Origin of the sequence: Streptomyces regalis, assembly GCF_001509475.1 — a bacterium.
GTDB lineage: Bacteria > Actinomycetota > Actinomycetes > Streptomycetales > Streptomycetaceae > Streptomyces > Streptomyces regalis.
This window is the reverse complement of sequence record NZ_LLZG01000004.1, coordinates 13,898-33,933: the sequence shown is the minus strand read 5'-3', so window position 1 is coordinate 33,933 and position 20,036 is coordinate 13,898. Positions and strand designations below refer to the sequence as shown.

The 20,036-nt window shown below is 70.4% G+C and carries 21 protein-coding genes and 1 pseudogene; 7 read left to right on the top strand and 15 right to left on the bottom strand.

All coding sequences use genetic code 11. The annotated features are described in order from the left end of the window. Positions 1-319 precede the first annotated feature (319 nt). Together ADL12_RS02380 and ADL12_RS02375 are read right to left on the bottom strand one after the other, a co-directional pair. Positions 320-811 carry a GNAT family N-acetyltransferase gene (locus ADL12_RS02380; RefSeq protein WP_208614454.1) on the bottom strand — a complete coding sequence of 164 codons (492 nt, stop codon included), beginning with the start codon at positions 809-811 and terminating at the stop codon, positions 320-322. Between the two features lie 23 nt (positions 812-834). After that, the gene (locus ADL12_RS02375) at positions 835-1,452 is read right to left on the bottom strand and encodes a dihydrofolate reductase family protein (protein WP_062697907.1); all 618 of its coding nucleotides are present in this window, start codon (positions 1,450-1,452) and stop codon (positions 835-837) included. Positions 1,453-1,622: 170 nt separating this feature from the next. Between ADL12_RS02375 and ADL12_RS55960 the strand changes: the two are divergent. Together ADL12_RS55960 and ADL12_RS02370 are read left to right on the top strand one after the other, a co-directional pair. Further along, a pseudogene (locus ADL12_RS55960) lies at positions 1,623-1,947 on the top strand (hypothetical protein); the annotation flags it as partial. Positions 1,948-2,044: 97 nt separating this feature from the next. Next, complete coding sequence (locus ADL12_RS02370) at positions 2,045-2,326, top strand: hypothetical protein (protein WP_244187743.1); 282 nt, start codon at positions 2,045-2,047, stop codon at positions 2,324-2,326. Here the strand turns inward: ADL12_RS02370 and ADL12_RS02365 are convergent. Further along, positions 2,315-2,752 (bottom strand): DnaJ family domain-containing protein, encoded by a 438-nt coding sequence (locus tag ADL12_RS02365; RefSeq protein WP_062697905.1) that lies wholly within the window; start codon positions 2,750-2,752, stop codon positions 2,315-2,317. The genes ADL12_RS02370 and ADL12_RS02365 overlap by 12 nt on opposite strands. A 98-nt stretch (positions 2,753-2,850) precedes the next feature. Here ADL12_RS02365 and ADL12_RS02360 point away from each other — a divergent pair, with 98 nt between their 5' ends. Next, positions 2,851-3,243, top strand: coding sequence for an FHA domain-containing protein (locus ADL12_RS02360; RefSeq protein WP_062697903.1), 393 nt, complete (start codon positions 2,851-2,853; stop codon positions 3,241-3,243). Positions 3,244-3,285: 42 nt separating this feature from the next. On the opposite strand, the gene ADL12_RS02355 is transcribed toward ADL12_RS02360, so the two are convergent. After that, complete coding sequence (locus tag ADL12_RS02355) at positions 3,286-3,957, bottom strand: O-methyltransferase (protein WP_062697902.1); 672 nt, start codon at positions 3,955-3,957, stop codon at positions 3,286-3,288. A 315-nt stretch (positions 3,958-4,272) separates the two neighbouring features. Between ADL12_RS02355 and ADL12_RS02350 the strand changes: the two genes are divergently transcribed. Then, positions 4,273-6,327: a bifunctional glycosyltransferase 87/phosphatase PAP2 family protein gene (locus tag ADL12_RS02350; protein WP_062697900.1), complete on the top strand. Its 2,055-nt coding sequence runs from the start codon at positions 4,273-4,275 to the stop codon at positions 6,325-6,327. Positions 6,328-6,599: 272 nt separating this feature from the next. Here the strand turns inward: ADL12_RS02350 and ADL12_RS02345 are convergent, their stop codons facing one another. Genes ADL12_RS02345 through ADL12_RS02340 form a run of 3 tightly spaced genes read right to left on the bottom strand, consistent with a single transcriptional unit; the run spans position 6,600 to position 8,905 of the window. Continuing rightward, a complete protein-coding gene (locus ADL12_RS02345) occupies positions 6,600-8,240 on the bottom strand; it encodes a hypothetical protein (protein ID WP_425265059.1) in 1,641 nt (546 codons plus the stop codon). A 31-nt stretch (positions 8,241-8,271) separates the two neighbouring features. Beyond that, a complete protein-coding gene (locus ADL12_RS53670) occupies positions 8,272-8,442 on the bottom strand; it encodes a hypothetical protein (protein ID WP_159053058.1) in 171 nt (56 codons plus the stop codon). 37 nt (positions 8,443-8,479) lie between these two features. Next, entirely contained in the window at positions 8,480-8,905 is a 426-nt protein-coding gene (locus ADL12_RS02340) for an ATP-binding protein (RefSeq protein ID WP_062697898.1), read from the bottom strand. Between the two features lie 92 nt (positions 8,906-8,997). Between ADL12_RS02340 and ADL12_RS02335 the strand changes: the two genes are divergently transcribed. Together ADL12_RS02335 and ADL12_RS02330 are read left to right on the top strand one after the other, a co-directional pair. After that, positions 8,998-9,846 (top strand): helix-turn-helix domain-containing protein, encoded by an 849-nt coding sequence (locus ADL12_RS02335; RefSeq protein WP_062697897.1) that lies wholly within the window; start codon positions 8,998-9,000, stop codon positions 9,844-9,846. After that, a complete protein-coding gene (locus ADL12_RS02330; protein ID WP_062697895.1) occupies positions 9,806-10,006 on the top strand; it encodes a DUF397 domain-containing protein in 201 nt (66 codons plus the stop codon). Before ADL12_RS02335 ends, ADL12_RS02330 begins: the two co-directional genes overlap by 41 nt. An 18-nt stretch (positions 10,007-10,024) precedes the next feature. On the opposite strand, the gene ADL12_RS02325 is transcribed toward ADL12_RS02330, so the two are convergent. Beyond that, positions 10,025-10,381: a hypothetical protein gene (locus tag ADL12_RS02325; RefSeq protein WP_062697893.1), complete on the bottom strand. Its 357-nt coding sequence runs from the start codon at positions 10,379-10,381 to the stop codon at positions 10,025-10,027. A gap of 9 nt (positions 10,382-10,390) precedes the next feature. Further along, a complete protein-coding gene (locus ADL12_RS02320; protein ID WP_062697891.1) occupies positions 10,391-11,560 on the bottom strand; it encodes a steroid 3-ketoacyl-CoA thiolase in 1,170 nt (389 codons plus the stop codon). Between the two features lie 203 nt (positions 11,561-11,763). On the opposite strand from ADL12_RS02320, the gene ADL12_RS02315 reads away from it, so the two are divergent. Then, positions 11,764-12,999, top strand: a complete 1,236-nt coding sequence (locus ADL12_RS02315) for a cytochrome P450 (RefSeq protein WP_062697913.1) — start codon at positions 11,764-11,766, stop codon at positions 12,997-12,999. Positions 13,000-13,106: 107 nt separating this feature from the next. On the opposite strand, the gene ADL12_RS02310 is transcribed toward ADL12_RS02315, so the two are convergent. The 6 genes from ADL12_RS02310 to ADL12_RS02285 all read right to left on the bottom strand — a co-directional run bounded on the left by ADL12_RS02310 (position 13,107) and on the right by ADL12_RS02285 (position 20,034). Beyond that, complete coding sequence (locus ADL12_RS02310; protein ID WP_062697888.1) at positions 13,107-14,786, bottom strand: hypothetical protein; 1,680 nt, start codon at positions 14,784-14,786, stop codon at positions 13,107-13,109. A gap of 199 nt (positions 14,787-14,985) precedes the next feature. After that, positions 14,986-15,399 carry an aggregation-promoting factor C-terminal-like domain-containing protein gene (locus ADL12_RS02305; protein ID WP_062697886.1) on the bottom strand — a complete coding sequence of 138 codons (414 nt, stop codon included), beginning with the start codon at positions 15,397-15,399 and terminating at the stop codon, positions 14,986-14,988. Between the two features lie 336 nt (positions 15,400-15,735). Next, positions 15,736-16,566, bottom strand: coding sequence for an ECF transporter S component (locus ADL12_RS02300; protein ID WP_062697884.1), 831 nt, complete (start codon positions 16,564-16,566; stop codon positions 15,736-15,738). Continuing rightward, the gene (locus ADL12_RS02295; RefSeq protein ID WP_062697882.1) at positions 16,563-18,275 is read right to left on the bottom strand and encodes an ABC transporter ATP-binding protein; all 1,713 of its coding nucleotides are present in this window, start codon (positions 18,273-18,275) and stop codon (positions 16,563-16,565) included. The genes ADL12_RS02300 and ADL12_RS02295 overlap by 4 nt, the downstream gene beginning before the upstream one ends. Then, positions 18,272-19,372, bottom strand: coding sequence for a CbiQ family ECF transporter T component (locus ADL12_RS02290; RefSeq protein ID WP_062697880.1), 1,101 nt, complete (start codon positions 19,370-19,372; stop codon positions 18,272-18,274). The genes ADL12_RS02295 and ADL12_RS02290 overlap by 4 nt, the downstream gene beginning before the upstream one ends. After that, a complete protein-coding gene (locus ADL12_RS02285; RefSeq protein ID WP_062697877.1) occupies positions 19,372-20,034 on the bottom strand; it encodes an SCO2322 family protein in 663 nt (220 codons plus the stop codon). Before ADL12_RS02285 ends, ADL12_RS02290 begins: the two co-directional genes overlap by 1 nt. Positions 20,035-20,036: the final 2 nt, after the last annotated feature.

Here is a 20,036-nt window from a genome sequence, read left to right as displayed (position 1 = left end):
GTGGGGGTGCGCGTCGGATGCCTGCGGCGGCCTGTGTCGCTGCGTGGGGGTGCGCGTAGCGCCTGCGGGCGGTGGGTGGGTCGGGGCCGCGCCGGGGGGTGTCCGTCCTCGGTCGGGCGGTTGCCGTCGGGCAAGAGGTGCTGTCTGTTGACGCCCGCCGCTGCGGGCGGACACCCCCCGGCACGTCCCCTTCCCGCCGTGGGCGACTGCGGCACCGTGGGGGTACGCCCCCCACACGCCGGGCCAAGCCGCGGGCAGTCGTGCCGCTGGGGCGGCACCCCGCTGGCGCCGGGCCGCGCGACCCACCCCCCGCCCAGCGTCAGCGCAGCGCCTTGCTGAACCAGTGCTCGGCGTAGGTGCCGTCGTTGTGCGGGGGCGTCTCCTTGTAGCCGAGTCGTGTGTAGAGGGCGCGGGCCTCCACCAGGTCGTGGCGGGTGTCCAGGATCATGCGGGTGGCGCCGAAGGAGCGGGCCGTGTCCTCGGCGGCCCTTACGAGGAGTGGGCCGCCGCCCTTGCCGCGCAGCGTCTCGTGGACGAACACCCGGGTGAGTTCGGCGGTGTCCGCGTCCAGGAGGCGGATGCCGGCTGTGCCGGCCGGCTCGCCTGCGTAGCGGGCCACCAGCAACTGGCCCTTGGGCGGCGTGAGTTCGGCGCCCGTTTGGTGGGCTGTCTCGCGGTCCAGCTCGGCCGGGTCGGTGCGGCGTCCCTCGTGCAGGAGGTAGTAGCGGTCGCTGACCTCCGTGTAGTACGCCCGCCAGAGGGCGGTGGCGGCGGGGGAGTCGTGGGGTTCCGGGGCGACGGTCCAGGTCATGCCGGACATTGTCGGACGGGGAACTAGTGGGCCCGCAAGCGGATATGTGTCGCCTCCGGCGCGTCCAGTACCTGTGTCTTTCGCCATTCGATCTGCTTGTCGCCGACGTTGTCGAACAGGCGCCGTCCACCCTCGCCGGCCAGAACGGGTACGACGTGGAGGAGTAGTTCGTCCAGCCATCCGGCGCGGATGAACTGCTGCACCAGGTCTGCCCCGCCCGCCAGGGAGACGTCCTTGTCCCCTGCCGCGTCCCGGGCCAGCTCCAACGCGCGCTCCGGGCCCTCGGTGACGAAGTGGAAGACCGTACCGCCCTCCTTGACCAGGGACTCGCGGGGGTGGTGGGTCACGACGTACACCGGCATATGGAAGGGCGGGTTGTCGCCCCAGGGGGCTTCGCCGGTGATGTACATGCCGTGGCCCATGACGACTGCGCCGGGGCGCTTGATCCACTCGGCGAGCAGGTCGTCCTCGGGGCCGCCCGTCCCGCCCTTGATGCCCTGCTCCCTGCGCCAGCTGCGCAGGCCGTACACCCACTGGTGCAGGCGTTCGCCGCCGATGCCCAGGGGGTGTTCGCGGCCCGAGTCCGGGCCCGCGATGTATCCGTCCAGCGACATCGACAGCTGTGCGATGACCTCGGTCATGGCTTGCTCCTCGGGTGGGTTGATTCGATGCTCTTCACCTTTGTGTCGATCGGGGAGTGGTGGAATCGACACGCCGCTCGGGGGAAAATCGGCGGCCGTTTGAGGGGCGCCTTCCCGCCTTCCGGGCAACCCGGCAGACATGTCCACAGGTGTGATCGTTCTGATCGTGATTGCGGCGGCGGCCCGAGTACGAGCGGGCCGTGGCCCGGCACGACGGGGACGCCAAGGCCGCCGAACGTGAGCTTGCCCGCAGGGTGGAGCGGCACGGCGGGCTGCGGGAGCGGCCGCTGGAGCCGGTCGAGCTGGAGCGGTTCGAGGCCCGCTGGACGGCGGCCCAGGAGCGCTTCGTCGACTCGCCGAAGGGAGGCCGTCGACGAGGCGGACCGGCTGCTCGCCGAGCTGGCGCAGGCGCGGGGTTTCCCGGACGGCGCGCAGTACGAGGAGCAGCTCTCCGCCCTGTCCGTGCACCACGCGGACCATCTGCACGGCTACCGGCCCATGAGCCCCACGAGTCCCGAAGGGACACCGACGGCCACCGCGGCCATCTGCCGTGGACGCTCTCAGGACGTCACGCGAAGGGGAGTCGAGCGACATGACGGACGCGACGACCGGCAGGGGAATGGAGCAGGAGCCGGCGAGGAGCGGGCCCACGGCCGCGCCCACCGGCGGTACGGAGCACGGCGGCACGGAGAGCGGGCACGAGGCCACTGTGCTCTTCCCGCACGACGAGTCCGACACGTTCGAGTTGCAGCTGCAGCACGCGGTCTCCGGGTTCGTCGACGGTCCCCGGAGCGGCGTCGAGGAGGCCGATCACGTCCTGGAGGAGCTCACCGGCCGCCTGACCGAGCCGGCGGAACGGCTCCTACACGTCTGAGGCGTCCGCCCGCCGACCGTTCGCCGCCTCCCGGCGCTCCCGCCACTCGCGTACGACCTCTTCGACGTCGTACGGCCCCCGGCCCAGGGGCGGGCCGGGGGGCGGCTTCAGCAGCATGTCGCGGATCTTGACGTTCACGTCCGTGATGATCTTCCGGACGATCCGTTCGGTGGGGGCCGCGTACGCCGCCGTCAGCGCGTCCTCCGCCTCCTTGCGCAGGGCCAGCGCCGGGGGCAGGACCGACAGGCCCTCGCGGCCCATCTTGCGTTTGACCCACCACAGTTCGTCGTACGGGGATTCCAGGTCGTTCGGCAGCGGTTTGCCGGCGCCGGGCAGTCTGTCGAAGTCGCCGCGCGCCTGCGCGTCGTGGATCTGCTTGTCCACCCAGGACTCGAACGGGACCCCGGGAGGCTTTCGCTCGGTCATGAGTTCATTGTGCCGGACGCGGCGGTGCCGGGCGATTTATCATGCGGCGTCGGTTGCCAAAACGGCCGCCGTACAAGGACGTTTCAGGAGGAACGCACGTGCTCGAACTCACCATGGCCGCCGTGTCCGCGGCGGACGAGGGTGCCACGGCCGGCATGCTCATGGCCGACGCGCCCAGCGAGCCGGGTGCCGTGCTGCGGGTGGGCCGGGACAAGACGGTGTGCCGGCTCGCGACGCCGGACGACTGGCTGTTCGTCTCGCGGGTCCACCTGGAGTTCCTGTGCGGTCCGGATGGTGGGTGGCAGGTGAGCTGGCTGCGTGGTTCGCAGCCCGATCCGTCCTCCGAGGTGCGGCTGACGGTGGAGGGGTACGCGCAGCCGCTCGCCTACGGCGGGACAGTGCCGCTGCCCAGGGGCGGCAGCGGCGAGCTCGTCATCCAGGACCGCACGGCGCCTCGCAGTGTCAACGTCGGCTTCTATCACGAGGCTTGAGCCCAGGGGGGTGTCCCCCTCGGTCCGGTAGGCCCTCGCCGCTTACGCCAGTACCCGTGCCAGTGCGAAGCCGTCGTAGCCCTTGCCGCCCACCGTCTGGATCGCCGTGCCGCTCAACCTCGGGTGGCTGCCGATCAGTTCGATGGCGGCGCGGGTGCCGCGGATGTCCGGCGCGGTGCTGTCCGCGTCGGCGATCCGGCCGCCGCGCACCACGTTGTCCACGACGATCAGGCTGCCGGTGCTGGTGAGCCTGAGGGCCCAGTCGACGTAGTGGGAGTTGTTGGCCTTGTCGGCGTCGATGAAGACCAGGTCGAAGGGGGCCGGGTTCTCGTCGGCCAGCTTGGGCAGCGACTCCAGGGCCGGTCCGATCCGCACCTCGACGATCTTGTCCAGGCCCGCGCGCGCGATGTTGCGGGTGGCGACCTCGGCGTGCTTGGGGTTGTACTCCAGCGAGATCAGGCGGCCGTCGGCGGGCAGGGCGCGGGCCAGCCAGATGGTGCTGTAGCCGCCGAGCGTGCCGATCTCCAGGATGTTGCGGGCGCCCTGGATCTGGGCCAGGAGGTGGAGGAACTTGCCCTGCGGCGCGGTGACGTTGACGTGCGGGAGCTCGGCCGCGTCGCTGTCGCGCAGGGCGGCCTGGAGGGTGTCGTCCTCGGGTGAGAGGTGGGCGGAGAAGTACTCGTCGACGTCGTCCCAGAGCTGCGACTCGCTCATCGCCTTGCCTTTCGTCATATCTAGTTAGAAGCGCTAACTAGATGCGCTAACGAATATAGTCGCGTGCCCCGTTCCCCGTCGGGGCTTCCAGGATCGTGGATTCAGCCGATCGGCGCAGGCGGCCGCGCTCGGGTCCGTTGCGGCGGTCCTACCGGAGGCGAGTGGAACGACCCGCGACTATCGTCGACCGGACAAAAGCGGACAACAGGTGAAGCAAGGTTGCCCGCGTCTCTCCCGGGGTGTGCGAGCCGCTTGGGGTTCGTGGAGATTCCTTACGCGTGGACCTGAGACGACCGGGGCGGGAGGCCGACGGGCGTGGCGAATGCGGAGCACGGTGGGCGAACGGCGCGGGCACTCGGAGCCACGGCCGTCGGCGCGGTCCAGGCACGCCTGCGTGTGACGCGGCTCGGCCTGTGGCTGATCGCCGCGATACTCGCCGCACGGCAGCCGGCCGTCGTCCTCAGTACGCCGCGCGGGGAGCGGCTGACGGACCTGGAGACCTGGGTCGGGCCGGAAGGCGTCCTGCATGTGACGGGCTCGTTGTACGAGTCCACGCAGTTCACCGGTACCCCGTTCGGCGGACTCGTCCTCAAGCCACTGACCCGTGCTGCCGAGCAGGCCCTCGGCTGGGGCTGGACCTTCGGCACCCTGCTGCTGGTCGTCGCCCTCGGCCTGGTCGCCGCCCGCGCCGTGCCGCAGCCGGTGAGCCGGTGGACCCCGCTGCTCGCCGCGCCCGTCGCGATCAGCCTGCTGATGCTGTCGCTGCCGGTGCGCAACACCCTCTACCTCGGCCAGACCAGCATCATGCCGGTCCTGCTCGTCCTCCTCGGCTGCTTCGCGGTACGGGGCGAACGGGCCGGCGGCGTGCTTATCGGCCTCGCGGCCGCGCTCCAGCCGACCCTGCTGCTGTTCGCCCCGCTGCTGTGGTTCACCGGCCGACGCCGGGCCGCGCTCTCCACGGGCGCCACGTTCTCGGCCTGCACGGTGCTCGCCTGGGCGGCGATGCCGCGCGACTCGTACACCTACTGGGTCCACCACCTGGCCGGCGTGGGCCTCGGCGGCCGCGCCGACGACCTCGGCAACCAGTCCCTGCACGGCGCCTTGCTGCGGCTGGGGCTGACCGGGCCCCTGGAGATTGCGCTCTTCCTGTTCCTCGGCGCCGCCGTCGCCGTCCTCGCGATGCGCCGTGCCGTGCGCTACGCCCACGACGGGCAGCTCCTCCTCGCCGTCGCGGTCACCGGCTGCGCCGCCATCGTCGTGTCCCCCACCGCCTGGCAGCACCAGCTGCTGTGGGTGCTGCTCGCGGTCGTCGGCCAGGTCGGCAAGCGTGCAGGCGACCGGTACGTGTGGCCGGTCGCCGTCGTCCTGGTGATGACGCTGCCCGCGAGGATGATGGTGCCGGACAAGGTGGTCTTCCACCCGCTGCGCGCCGACCTGATCCTCCTGGCCGCGCTCGCCACGGCTGCCGTCGTCCCGTTCCTGTCGCGTACGTCGCCGTACTGGCAGACGCCGATCCCGACCCGGTACGCCGACCCGGTCCCGTCCCGCTTCCGGCACATCCCGCTGGTGCCGGTCCTGCGCCGGGTGCTCAGCCGCCCGAACCTGCTCTTCGAGCTGTTGCTGATCCGGGTCACCTACGACGCGTACGCCCAGATCCGCCTCGCCGCAGCCGGCGGCTCCCACTCGGCCGCCCGGGGCACCGCCGAGGAGCACGGCGCGGAGGTCCACTCCATCGAACGTGCCCTGCACATCGACATCGAGTACTGGGCCAACCACGCCGTCGTGAAGGTCGACCGGCTCCGGAACTTCTTCGACTTCTACTACGAGTCGTTCCACTTCGGTGTCCCGCTCGCCATCCTGGGCGTCCTCTACTGGCGCCGCCCCGTCGACTACCGCTGGGCCCGCACCGCGATCGGCTTCGCGACGGTGTTCGCCCTGATCGGCTTCTGGCTGTATCCCCTGGCGCCGCCCCGTCTGATGCCGGGCCTGGGCTTCGTCGACACGGTCCACGGCCCACAGGACTTCAGCAAGCCCGACTACGGCACGCTCACGGAACTCACCAACCAGTACGCGGCGATGCCGTCCCTGCACTTCGGCTGGTCTCTGTGGTGCGGCCTGGTCGTCCTCGTCCTGGCGCCCAGGTGGTGGATGAAGGCCCTCGGCCTGCTGCACCCCCTGTTCACGGGCACCGCGATCGTGGTCACCGGCAATCACTGGGTGCTGGACGCCGTCGCCGGCGCGATGGTCGTGGGCGCGGGCTTCGGGATGACGTACGTGGTGCAGGGGCCGCGGGCCAGGACGGTGACGGCCATGGCGGAGAAGATCAGCAGCGATTCTCCGGCTCCGGTGAAGGACCGTGCTGCGAGCTGAACGGTTCTGGCCGGGGTATGGGTTTGCGGGCGGGGGGGCGCAGGGCGGCTGGTTCGGTCCGCCGCGTTCGTACGGCGATGTCGGTGGTCCCCGTGTGCCCGGTCAGGGCGGCGCCGGCGTCGCCGAGTGCCCAGTGCACGCCGACCACTCAGGCCCGGCGGGCCCTACCGGACCCAGCGCCGACAGCCGTTCCACCGCGTGGTGCGGGCCGCTGGACGCCCGCCTGGCGACCGCCCGCGCTCATCGCCGGAGGGGCGTGACGGTGTAGGGGGTCAGCAGCGATTCTCCGGCTTCGGTGAGGGGCCGTACTCCGAGCTGATCCGGTACTCGCCGGGGGCGGAGACGGTGAGGCGGGTGAACTCGCCCTGTCGGGTGAGGCAGCCGCCGCCGGCCGTGTGGAGCCAGGGGGAGTAGGCCACGCGTACGGTCGTGGTCCCGGCCCGGGACATGCGTACGACGATGTCGGCGCTGGACGTCGACTCGACGCTCGCGGGGGCGGTCACCAGCGGGACCGCGTCCCGTACCCGGTACACCCGCCAGTGCTCGTCCTGCCACACGGGCTCCAGCCATGCGGGCCGATGGTCCCGTATGAGCTGTGCCTCGATCTTGGCGTACCCGTCGGGCCTGCCCAGCGGCAGTACGACGAAGCCGACGGCCCAGCGGTCCAGCCACGCCCGGTAGGTGGCGGGCGAGAAGGAGCCGTCGTAGAACAGGCGGGCGCGCTCCATGTCGAGCTGCCGGTTCCAGCCGCGGGCCATGTTGACGTGCGGGGCGAGCCCGCTGGCCTCGCGGTGGTTGCGGGCCGGGACGACCTCGACGCGGGTGCGGTCGGCGCCGAGGCGGTCGAGGGCGCGGACCACTGAGTGGGTCTCGGTGGCCCAGGCGGGCACCCTCGTGGAGACGTACAGATCGTCGCCGGTCTTCTTGGCGACCCAGGCGACGGAGAACACGAGGGCGGCGATCAGCAGCTTCCGGCGGAGTTTCGCGAGCCGGGGCTGGGCGACCAGGACGGCGAGGAGAGCGGCGGGCGCGAACAGCTCGGCGAAGCGTTCGACGTTCGTGCCTATCGGCGAGGCGATGAGATACGTCAGGACGGTCCCCGCCGCGTAGACGGCCCCGCTCCAGCGGGCGACGCGCCACGTACGCGGAGCGAACGCCGTGACCGCGAGGCCCAGGAAGAAGGGCGGCCAGATGCGGTCGAAGGACATCAACTGCTCGCCCTTGAAGGGGAAGAGGAGAGTCGTCGCGCCGACGGTGAGGGCGGGCGGGAGCAGGAGGGCCAGGGCGCGGGCGTGGCTGCGGGCGGCGAGGAAGGCGGCGCCGACGACGGCGAGGAAGAGGCCCGCCACCGGGCTGGCCATGGTCGCGAGGGCGGCGTAGGCGGCGGCGAGGACGATCCGCCGCTCACGGGTGAGCAGGAGGCAGGCGGCGAGTCCGAAGGCGACGCCGAGGGCGAAGGTGGTGCGGCCGGAGGCCACGTTGCACCACAGGGCGAAGGCGGCGAGCAGGGCGGGGCCGAGGGGTCTTCGGACGCTCTTGGCGCGGGTGATGAGGACTGCTGCCAGCCAGGTGGCGGCAAGGCCCGAGACGACCGTGACCGCGCGGACGCCCAGCGCGGCCATCAAGTACGGGGATATCAGGCTGTAGTTGGCGGTATGCATGCCGCCGTACCAGAAGAGGCTGTAGGCCGAGGCGCCGTGCCGCTCCGCGAAGCCGGCCCAGGCGTACTGGGCTGCCAGGTCGCCGCCTCCGGTGGCGAGGAACGCCCACCAGATCGCGTAGAGGGGGACGGTGGGGAGCGTGGCCAGCAACGGGACCCGGTGGCGGCTCCACACCGTGCGCAGCAGCTGATTCGGGGCAGGGGGCGCCGTCTGCGGGGCTGGGGCGCGGGTGAGTTGCTCGGCTTGGGCCACGTGAGGAAGACGTGGAATCCGTGGGAAGCGTTCATCGGCGGGTGAAAACGGCCACGTCGCCGCCGGAGGCGCAGACCAGGTCGCCGGTGTCGTCGAGGGAGCAGGTGCCGAGGCCCCGCGACGCCGGCTCCCAGTCCTTCAGGAGCGCCTTGCCGCCCAGCCGCTGCCTGCCGACCCCGTGCACACCGACGATTCGCGCCATCGCCCCGTCTGCCTCGTTCTCCCGAACCCCGACACCCTCATGTACTTCCGCACCAGCACTCGAACCACACCGCCTTGCCCCCTCCCGACACGGGATCCACACCCCACTTGTCGGCCACCGCGGCGAGGAGCAGCAGCCCGCGCCCGCCCTCCGCCGAAGTCGACAACTCGGCAGACGGCACCGGGAGTTGACGGGATCCATCAATGACCTCCACCCGAACCGCCCCCTCCTGCCGCAGGAGCAGTACCTTGCACCGCCGGTCCGGAACATGCCGTACGACATTGGCGACCAGCTCGGTCACGCCCAGCTCCACGGCGTCGGCCAGTTCGGGCATCGCCCACTCGTCGAGCAGCGAGCGCGCGATGGCGCGGATATGCCGGGCCGAGTGTGTGCCGACGACGAGGCGCAGCCGGTACTGGGCGCGGAAGGGGGCCACGGAGGTGGGGGGAATGTATCGGTTCACGGTACGAGCGTGACCTCGCGCAACTACTCTGGGCTACGGAACGGATACAACAGGTCCCGAAGTGGACCGAGTTGCGTGAGAGGGGCCGCTTCGTGACCCACATCAACACCCTCGACCCGGGCGCCTCGCCACTCGACTACTACGGCTTCGAGCTACGGCGGTATCGGGAATCCGCCGGGCTGACCCAGAAGCAGCTCGGGTCCATCGTCTACTGCACCGGTTCGCTGGTCGGCCAGATCGAGACGGCCCGGAAACTGCCCACGTTGCAGTTCAGCGAACGGGCGGATATCGCGCTGGGGACGGGTGGGGCGCTGTCCCGGCTGCATGAGCTGGTGATGCGTAGTCAACTTCCGGCCTGGTTTCAGCAGGTGGCGGAGTTGGAGGCGCGGGCGATCGAGATCTGCACCTTTCACACGCACCTGGTGCATGGACTGTTGCAGACCAAGGCGTATGCGAGTGCCGTGCTTGGCGCGGTGGAGCGGAGCGACCTCGAAGACCGTACGTCGGTACGGCTGGCGCGCCAGCGCATCTTCGAGAAGGTTGAGCCGCCAGTGTTCTGGGCGATCGTCAGTGAAGCCGTGCTGCATCAGGAGATCGGTGGCCCGGAGGTCATGCGGGAGCAACTCGCCAAGTTGTTGTCGTTCGAGAACGATCCCCGGATCAATATCCAGGTATTGCCGTTCTCGGTGGGGGCACATGCGGGCCTGCAAGGCTCGTTCGACCTCTTCCGCTTCCCGAGCGACCCGACCATCGTCTACACCGAGGGCTACGGCAGCGGGCATCCGACCGCCAACCCAGACACCGTCAAAGACTGCTCGCTCCGTTACGATCATCTTCAAGCCGCCGCGCTCTCCCTCAAGGACTCGGCGGAGTTGATCCGGCGGGTAATGGAGGAACGCTATGGCGAGCAACGCGATTCCGGCGGGGATCCAGTGGCGTAAGTCCAGCTACAGCGGCGATCAGGGCGGATCTTGCGTCGAGATCGCCGAAACCCCCCACACCACCCTCGCCATCCGCGACTCCAAGAACCCGGCGGGCCCGATCCTCACCCTCGAACCCGCCGCGTTCTCAGCCTTCGTCAACTGGACGGCGCACAACTAGAGCGGCAAGCACTCACGCTCACCTGGCGGCCCATGGAACCCGGCGGACGTGCGGCGCGGTCCCTTCCGGGCACCAGGTCCTGATCACCGTCTTACGGACCGCCCGCCACGTCCGCAGGGAACAGGCCAAGTCCACGCGCAACTCGACCGCTTCCCGGGCGCCGCTGCTCTGACCGGGGTTCTCCCATCCCCATTGCTCCGCGAGATGGTCGTACGCGTCAGCGGTCGTCATCCCGCTCCCGGGAAAGGCGCGGGCGACCGTCTCGCCGACGATCCGGGCCCTGCGTGCGCCCGCGGCCTCGTCCACGAGTCCCCTGACCCATACGAGCCCTTGCTCGTCCGCGTACAGGCCGAACCTCAGGGTGCGCGTCCTCATGGCATGAGGCTACAGGCGCTGAATGATCGTCCCGGTGGCCAGCCCACCCCCCGCACACATCGTCACCAGCGCGAACTCCTTGTCCACCCGCTCCAGTTCATGAAGCGCGGTCGTGATCAGCCGGGCCCCGGTGGCCCCCACCGGGTGCCCGAGTGCGATCCCGCCGCCGTTCACATTGACCTTCTCCAGGTCCTGTTCGAAGACCTGCGCCCAGCTCAACACCACGGACGCGAAGGCCTCGTTGATCTCGACGAGGTCGATGTCCTTCAAGGACATCCCGGCCTTCCCCAGGACCGCCCGCGTCGCGTCGATCGGCCCGTCGAGGTGGAAGTGCGGGTCGGCCCCCACCAGCGCCTGCGCCACGATCCGTGCCCTCGGCTTCAGCTTCAGCGCACGGGCCATCCGTTTCGACGCCCACATGATGGCCGCCGCGCCGTCGCTGATCTGCGACGAGTTGCCGGCCGTATGAATGGCCGTCGGCATGACGGGCTTGAGCCCCGCCAGTGCCTCCATGGACGTGTCGCGCAGGCCCTCGTCCTTGTCGACCAGGCGCCACATGCCCTGGCCGGCGCGCTGCTCGTCCTCCGTGGTCGGGACCTGGACGGCGAACGTCTCCCGCTTGAACCGCTCCTCGGCCCAGGCGGCGGCGGCCCGTTCCTGCGAGAGCAGCCCCAGTGAGTCGACGTTCTCCCTCGTCAGCCCCCGATGGCGAGCGATGCGCTCCGCCGCTTCGAACTGGTTCGGGAGATCGACGTTCCATTCATCCGGGAACGGCTTCCCGGGCCCGTGCTTGGAGCCCGACCCCAGCGGCACTCGTGACATCGCCTCGACGCCACAGCTGATGCCGACGTCGATGACGCCGGCCGCGATCATGTTGGCCGCCATGTGGGAGGCCTGCTGTGAGGACCCGCACTGGCAGTCGACCGTCGTCGCCGCCGTCTCGTAGGGCAGGCCCATGGTGAGCCAGGCCGTGCGCGCGGGGTTCATGGACTGTTCGCCGGCGTGGGTCACCGTGCCGCCGACGATCTGCTCGACGGCGTCGGCGGGGATGCCGGTGCGGCCGAGGAGTTCGCGGTAGGTCTCGCCCAGGAGATAGGCGGGGTGGAGGTTGGCGAGCGCGCCGCCGCGCTTGCCGATGGGGGTGCGTACGGCTTCGACGATCACGGGTTCGGCAGCCATGGGTGCGGATCCTCTCCGAGGGCTCTGCGGGGAACTCGGCGGAACTGGTACGCGTTCTAGTTCTGCCTTGCAGTGTGCTGACGGAGGTTCAGTGACGGCAAGGGGTGTGCGAGTAACTGGGACGTCCATGGCTATTGCTAGTTGTAGAACCCGTTACTACCGTCACGACGACCCCTTTGCTGATGGACCGTCAGGAGCTGTCCATGCCCTGTCCAGCGCTTCCCGACGGGTTCGACTTCACCGACCCCGATGTGCTGCACCACCGCGTGCCCCTCCCGGAGTTCGCCGAGCTGCGCCGCGCCGAACCGGTCCGCTGGATCCCGCAGGCGGGCAACGTGGCCGGGTTCCAGGACGAGGGCTACTGGGCGGTGACCCGGCACGCGGACGTCAAGTACGTCTCGACGCACCCGGAGTTGTACTCGTCCACCCTCAACACCGCGATCATCCGCTTCAACGAGCACATCGAGCGCGATGCCATCGATGCCCAGCGGCTCATCCTGCTGAACATGGACCCGCCCGAGCACACCCGGGTCCGCCAGATCGTCCAGCGCGTCTTCACCCCGCGGGCCATCCGCGCCCTGGAGGAACGCCTGCGGACGCGGGCGCTGGCGATCGCCGCGAACGCCCGGGACCGCTCCGGCCCCTTCGACTTCGTCACCGAGGTCGCCTGCGAACTGCCTCTCCAGGCCATCGCCGAGCTCATCGGCATCCCGCAGGACGACCGGGCCAAGATCTTCGACTGGTCCAACAAGATGATCGCGTACGACGATCCCGAGTACGCCATCACCGAGGAGGTCGGGCAGGAGTCGGCCACCGAACTCATCGCGTACGCGATGAACATGGCCGCCGACCGGAAGGAGTGCCCGGCGAAGGACATCGTCACGACGCTGGTGGCGGCGGAAGACGAAGGGAATCTGCGCTCGGACGAGTTCGGGTTCTTCGTGCTGATGCTGGCCGTGGCCGGCAACGAGACCACCCGCAACGCCATCACCCACGGCATGCACGCCTTCCTCACCCACCCCGAGCAGTGGGAGCTGTACAAGAGGGAGCGCCCCGAAACGGCGGCCGAGGAGATCGTGCGCTGGGCGACCCCGGTGGTCTCCTTCCAGCGCACGGCGACACAGGACACGGAGCTGGGCGGCAAGCAGATCAGGAAGGGCGACCGGGTAGGCATCTTCTACGCTTCCGCGAACCACGACCCCGAGGTCTTCACCGACCCCGACACCTTCGACATCACCCGCGACCCCAACCCCCACCTCGGCTTCGGTGGCGGCGGCCCGCACTACTGCCTGGGCAAGTCCCTGGCGGTCCTGGAGATCGACCTGATCTTCAACGCCGTGGCCGACGCCCTGCCCGACCTGCGGTTGGTCGGTGACCCCCGCCGCCTGCGCTCCGCGTGGATCAACGGCGTGAAGGAACTGCGGGTCAGCACCGGCTGACCCGTCCCGAGGGAGGCAGGAGCACCCCTTTTCCCTACGCCCCGTTCCTGCCTCCCCCGAGACGGCACGTTCACCTGCGCCACGGCCGGCGGAGGGTGCTTGCGATGCTACGAGGCGAAGTCGCCGATCACTTCGCTCATGTTGTAGCTGTACAGCTCACGCTTGCAGGCGGAGCAACTGCTGCTCGGTGCGTGCTCGCTCAGCGACCACAGCTGCGGTGCGAAGCCGTCGCCGCGGCCGTGCGCGAGGTACAGGTCTTCGGGACCGAAGGAGCTCTGCAGCGCCTTCGCATTGCCGACGAGCTGTGTGGTGCCGTCGACCGAGGTCGGCGTGGCCTGAAGCAGGCGGCCGTTGTCGTAGCCGTTGCTGCGGTGGAAGTACCACTTGCCCTCGTAGCGCGTGGCGCCCTGGATCTTGTGGAAGAGGGCTTCGCCGTTGAAGGTCGCGCCCGTGGGCAGACCGTAGGCGGCGTCCGCGCCCGCGATCGTGCCGGGCGAGCCCTCGACGGCGGCCGTGAGGGCGGTCATCGGGTACGTGCCGACCCGACCGGGGCTGGTACCGCCGTTGTTGGTGTTGCAGTACTCGCCGAGGACCAGGTGGTCCGTGTCGGTGCGGTCCAGAGAGATGTAGGACGCCTTCGGGCGGGCGGTGGCGTAGCACTGGTTGCCGCTGGTGTCGCCGGTGGTCCTGGACGCGGTGAACCTGAGCGTGGCGATCTGCGGCATGACGTAGCGGTAGCCGAAGCTGTACCAGACGTTGCTCTGGCGGCCGACGCGCTTCTTGTCGAGGACGTCGCTGACGAGGCCGTCGGGCGTCGGGTCGTTGACGTCGGCATTGTTGTCCGGGTTGAGGTCCATGATCCTGCGGAGGTCGAAGACCCGCATGCCATTGGCGGTGTCGGCGACGTACAGGTAGTTGCCGTACCAGACCATGCCGCCGGCGTGGATGCCGTTCTGGGCCTTGCAACTGCTCGTCACGGAGGTGGTGCACTTGCCCTCGCGCGCGTGGAGCGCGTCGAAGGAGATGTTGTTCTTGGAGTTGATGTAGGGCCAGACCAGTAGCACGTGGCGGTACATCTGGGTGGCCTGGTTGAAGAAGGTGATGCGGACGCCCTTTTCGTTGCAGGCGTCGGAGGCCGTGGTCTGGACGCAGTTGTCGCGGCCTGACTCGTAGTCGCTGCGGCCGGGGTTCTGCGCGTCGTACGAGCCGACGACGATGGGCTCGGCGTTGGACGTGCCCCAGTCCTCGTCCTCCTGCGCGTCCGAGACGCCGGAGATGGCCTGCGGAATCCACTCTGTGGACGTGGCGTCGTCGCTCTTCCAGCACACGCGGTGGTTCACGGCGAGGTCGGGGCCGTAGATGCCGGTGGAGCCGCACTCGCCCTCCCAGCCGGCCTCCCGGTTGGCCAGTTCCATCAGCTCGGTGAGGCCCTGCTTGGGGAGCGCGGCGTCCAGCTGGTTCACCAGGCTGGTGAGGGACGACCCGGCTTCCAACTGGAAGTCGCCGGGGCGGCCGGGGACGGGGTCCGCGAGGAGCCCGGCGTTGTCGGACGCGGACGCGGACGGGGCTGCGGTGGAGCTTCCCGCGAAGTCGTCCTGTTCGCCCTCGGGTTCGTTGGCGAAGCCGTCGTCCGGCATGTCTTCGGTCGGCTCTTCCGCCGACACCGCCGCGCGCGGCGGGCTGCCGGGGGCGGCGGACGCACCGGCGGCGGGCATGAGCCCGGATGCCAGCGACCCGGCCAGGACCGCTGCGGCGGCAAAGCGTATTCGACGGGACAGCTGTCTCATGTGAAGGCCTCTCGTGACGGAAACATGCAGACCAGAGCGTCATTGACGACTCGTCAGTCACATTCGCCACTCAGTTAATAAGACAACTGACCGCTATATGCAAACATTTGAGCGAGGAACACCAGATCTACACGACGACGAAGGCGGCGGCCCCGGGGATCGGGGGCCGCCGCCTTCGGTTCTGTCTGGCGGTGTCGGCTCAGTACCAGCTGTTCGACTGCCAGAAGTTCCAGGCGCCGCACGGGCTGCCGTAGCGGTCCTTCATGTAGTCCAGGCCCCACTTGATCTGGGTGGCCGGGTTGGTCTTCCAGTCGGAGCCGGCGGAGGCCATCTTGTTGCCGGGCAAGGCCTGGACGAGGCCGTAGGCGCCGCTGGAAGCGTTCGTGGCCTTGACGTTCCAGTCGCTCTCGTGGTCGACGATCTTGGAGAAGCACTGGTACTGGGCCGAGTCCGAGATCATCTTCTTCGCGATCTGCTGCGCCGAGCCGGCCTCGGTCGTCGCGGCCTGCGCGGGCGCGGCGGCGAACAGGGTGCCGGCGGTGGCGGCGGCCAGGGCGGCACCGGTGAGGGCCTTCTTCGGGGCGGAGACGCGGCGGAAGGTGGAAACGAACACGGGGGACCTTTCTTCGGGGACAGTGCGCCGCAGGCATGCCGGAACCACGCGATGCGAGGCGGGGGCATGCATCGGCGCCGCGGCCCTGAGGGGCACGTCGGCGCCGTGCGACGTCATCCAGAGAAGCAGGCCGGGAAGGAGTCCGCAATGAGCCCTTTTGCTAGTTGTGGTCGTATGCGGGAGGAAGGTCGCTTGTGTGACGTGGCTCTCAATGCGCAGGTCAGCGGCCGAATTGCCGTGTGCATGGCATACGATTTGTCCAACTAAAGTGGATAGTAGGTGATCTGGGTCATGTGGGGTGGTTCACCGGGTGTGTAACGGTCCGCGTGCACCGCTTCACTCTGTGGGAGCGTCGAACGTGACCGGGCTCTCGAAAGCCGCCCGGCGCGTGGCCCGGCGCAGCGCCTTGAGGATCGCCGGACCGAGCGTGACGGTGAGGACGACGGTGACGACCGCCCGGCCGAGGTCCCAGCCGAGCGAGGTGGCCAGGCAGTACGCCACGAAGCGGGCGAGGTTGGCGAGGGGCCCGGCCTGCGGGTCGGGGGCGATGGGTGAACCGTCCGGGTCCAGGTAGGGCCAGCCCTGCATGTTCATGACCGTGCCGTAGGCGAAGGCGGCGAGGAATCCGTAGCCGGCCAGCAGGACCAGCTCTCCGCGCCCGCGCAGGCGGTCCGGGCCCGGCAGCAGCCCGGCGCCCATCGTGAACCAGCCCATCGACAGCATCTGGAACGGCATCCACGGCCCCACCCCGCCCGTGAGCAGGGCGGACGCGAACATCGTCACCGCGCCGAGAGCGAAGCCGAAGCCTGGGCCGAGGACCCGGCCGCTGAGCACCATCAGGAAGAACATCGGCTCGATACCGGCCGTCCCGGCGCCGAGCGGGCGCAGGGCGGCGCCGGTCGCCGCCAGCACACCCAGCATCGCCACCGCCTTCGGGCCGAGCCCGGACTCGGAGATCGTCGCGGCGACGACGGCGACCAGGAGGAGGAGCAGGCCCGTGAACAACCAGGGGGCGTCCTGGGCGTGCGCGCTCACCTGCGAGGTGGGCGGGGCGAGGAAGGGCCAGCCGAGCGCGGCCCCGCCTACCGCACTGACCAGCACGAGGGCGGCGATGGAGCGGGGTCCCAGGCGGACGGCTCGGGCCTGGCGAGTGGCGTTGCCGGTCATGCGAGGGCTTCCCTCACCTCGGCGACCGTGAGCCACTTCTGCGGGGCCAGGATCTTGGCCACCTGCGGGGCGAAGGACGGCGAGGCGACCACTACGTCCGCTGCCGGGCCGTCCGCTATCACCTCACCGTCGGCGAGGAGCACGACCCGGTGGGCGAGTTCGGCGACCAGCTCCACGTCGTGCGTGGCCAGGACGATCGAGTGCCCCTCGGCGGCGAGGCCGCGCAGAAGGGTGAGCAGGCGGGCCTTCGCCGCGTAGTCGAGGCCTCGGGTCGGTTCGTCGAGGAGGAGCAGCGTGGGGCGGGCGGTCAGGACGACGGCCAGCGCGAGCGTCAGGCGCTGGCCCTCGGAGAGGTCGCGCGGGTGGGTGTCGTCCGGGATGTCCGGGAGGAGCTCGGAGACGAGGGCTCGGCAGGTGCCGGGCGCTGCGCTTGCGTCGGTGTCGGCGGCCGTGCACTCATCGGCGACCGTGTCGGTGTAGAGGAGGTCGCGGGGCTCCTGGGGGACCAGGCCGACGGCTCCGCCGAGGGTGACGGATCCTGCGGAGGGCTTGACCAGGCCGACCAGGGTGTTGAGGAGGGTGGATTTTCCGGCGCCGTTGCGGCCCATCACCGCGACCGTCTCTCCGAGGGGGATGGCGAGGTCTACGTGGCGTAGGGCCTGGACGCGGCCTCGGGTTACGGCTAGGGCTTTTACTTCGGCCGCGTAGGGGGATGTGGGCTGGGTGGGGGTGCGCCTTCGCTTGAACCATCGGCGGGGAGTGGGGTTTTCGCCCAATAGCTCGGGGGGTGTGGTTTGTTGGCGGCTGCGGGTTCGTCGTGGTTGATCGCGCCCACGCGGCGGTAGCCGCACATCGACTACAGCCCCGCGCCCCTGAAGGGCGATGCAGTCCCGTTGCCCGAGTTGTTCCCGTAGGTCTGCTGCCCGTCGTCGGGCGTCCCGGACCGTCAGAGGGAGCGGTGACCAGCCGGCCAGACGGCCCAGGTCTACGACCGGGGGGTACACCGGGGATACGGCCATGACATCCGCCGGGGTGCCCAGGACGGGGGCCGCACCCGGGGATGGCAGCAGGACGACCTGGTCGGCGTACTGGACGACGCGCTCCAGGCGGTGTTCGGCCAGTAGGACCGTTGTGCCGAGGTCGTGGACCAGGCGTTGGAGGACCGCGAGGACCTCTTCCGCGGCGGCCGGGTCCAGGGCGGAGGTGGGCTCGTCGAGGACCAGCGCCCTGGGGTGCGGGGTGAGTACCGAGCCGATGGCGACGCGCTGCTGCTGGCCGCCGGAGAGGGTGGCGATGGACCGGTCGCGGAGGTCGGCGAGGCCGAGCAGGTCGAGGGTTTCCTCGACGCGGCGGCGCATGACGTCGGGGGCGAGGCCCAGCGACTCCATGCCGTAGGCCAGTTCGTCCTCGACCGTGTCGGTCACGAAGTGGGAGAGGGGATCCTGACCCACCGTGCCGACCACGTCGGCGAGCTCGCGCGGCTTGTGCGTGCGGGTGTCGCGGCCGGCCACCGTGACGCGGCCGCGCAGGGTGCCGCCGGTGAAGTGCGGGACGAGCCCGCTCACCGCCCCGAGGACGGTGGACTTGCCGACGCCCGACGGGCCGACGAGGAGGACCAGTTCGCCCTCCGGGACCTCGAAGTCCACGCCCTGGACGGTGGGTTCGGCGGCACCGTCGTACGTCACGGAGACGTTCTCGAAGCGGATCACGACGGCTCCTTGAGGGCGGGATGTCGGGGTACGGGGTTTTGGGGTGCGGGGCTGATGAAGGCGGGGAGCAGGCCGAGGAGGACGGCCGCCGCCGGCCACAGGGGGAGGGTGGGGGCGACGAGGGGGACCACGCCGGGGTGCAGGGCCGCCGGGTCGCGGGTGGCGGCGAGGGCCAGCAGGGCGGCGACCGCCGCGCCGGAACCGGCGACCAGCCAGGCGCGGGCATCCCAGCGGTCCGGGCGGTAACGGGTGCGCAGGGAACGGCGACCGCCGAGGCGAAGGCCTGCCAGGGCTGCGGCGAGTCCGGCGAGGAGGACCGGGAGGCCGTACGTGCCGCCTTCGGCGGTCAGCAGTCCGTACGTTCCGGCGCAGACGCCGAGCAGGCCGCCGAGGGTGAGCGCGGTGGTCGTACGGCGGACGCGGGCCGGGACGTCGGCGCTGCGGCCGTAGCCGCGGGCGTCCATCGCGGCGGCGAGGGCGACCGAGCGCTCCAACGCGCCCTCCAGGACCGGGAGTCCGATGTGCAGGAGGCCGCGGATGCCCGTGTCGGGGCGGCCCCGCAGACGGCGGGCGGCACGCAGGCGCTGGACGTCGGCGATCAGGTGGGGGGCGTAGGTGAGGGCCACGACCACCGCCACGCCCATCTCGTAGAGGGCGCCGGGGAGGGACTTGAGGAGGCGGGCGGGGTTGGCGAGGGAGTTCGCCGCGCCCACGCAGATGAGGAGGGTGGCCAGCCGCAGGCCGTCGTAGAGGGCGAAGAGGAGGGTCTCGACGGTGACCTTGCCGCCCAGGCGGATGCCCTGCGCCCAGTGCGGAAGGGGGAGTTCGGGGAGGGCGACGATCACGTGCGTGCCGGGGATGGGGGAGCCGAGGACCACGGCGAAGACGAGGCGGATGAGGAGGACGGCCAGGGCGAGTTTGACGAAGGCCGTGTAGGAGCGGGCCCAGGGGCTGTCGGGACGGCAGGTCGCCACCACGTAGGCCGAGGTCGCTATGAGGAGCGTGAGGAGGAGCGGGTTGGTGGTGCGGGTGGCCGCGGTGCCGAGGGCGAGGGACCAGAGCCACCAGGCACCGGGGTGCAGCTGTGCCCCTGCCATCACGCTCGCCGCCGCCGAGCCTGCCAGAGCGCTGCCGCGCCCAGCACCGCGACTACGGCGATCCCCGCCACCAGGCCCAACGACGGGCCCTCGTCCGACGTCCCTGGCTTCCCAGCGGTCGTCTTCTTGGTGGTCTTCTCAGTGGCCGTCGGATTCTTGCCCTCCGCGACCTGCTCCCCGCACCCCTTCTCCGGATACCCCGAGATCGCGCACAACAGGGCGTTCGTGTCGTACCGCAGGGGCTTGGCCAACGCGGCCAGGGCCTCCGCTGTCGTCGCGTCCGGGGCCACCCGCGCGCATGCCGTACGGCGGGTCGGCGGGGTCTCGCCCGACGGGGCGTCCGCTGTCGTGCCGAAGTCGATGACCAGGGCCACCCGCTTCCTGCCGTCCTGCGCGGGTGTCCTCGCGCAGATCACCGCGAACGTGGCCGTGCCCCTCGGCTTCGCCGCGTCCTTTGAGTCCTCGCTCACCGCGAAGCGGAAGCCCTGGACGTCGCCGTCGGAGGGGCGGGCGGTGGAGGGGCCCTGGGTGGCGTAGGCCCAGGTGTCGCCGTCGCGGTCCCAGAAGGACCAGTAGCGGTAGCCGGTCGCCCGGGCGGACTGGGCCGCGCCGGTCAGGAGGACCAGCGCGGCCAGGAGGAGGGTGAAAGAGCGGCGGATCACAG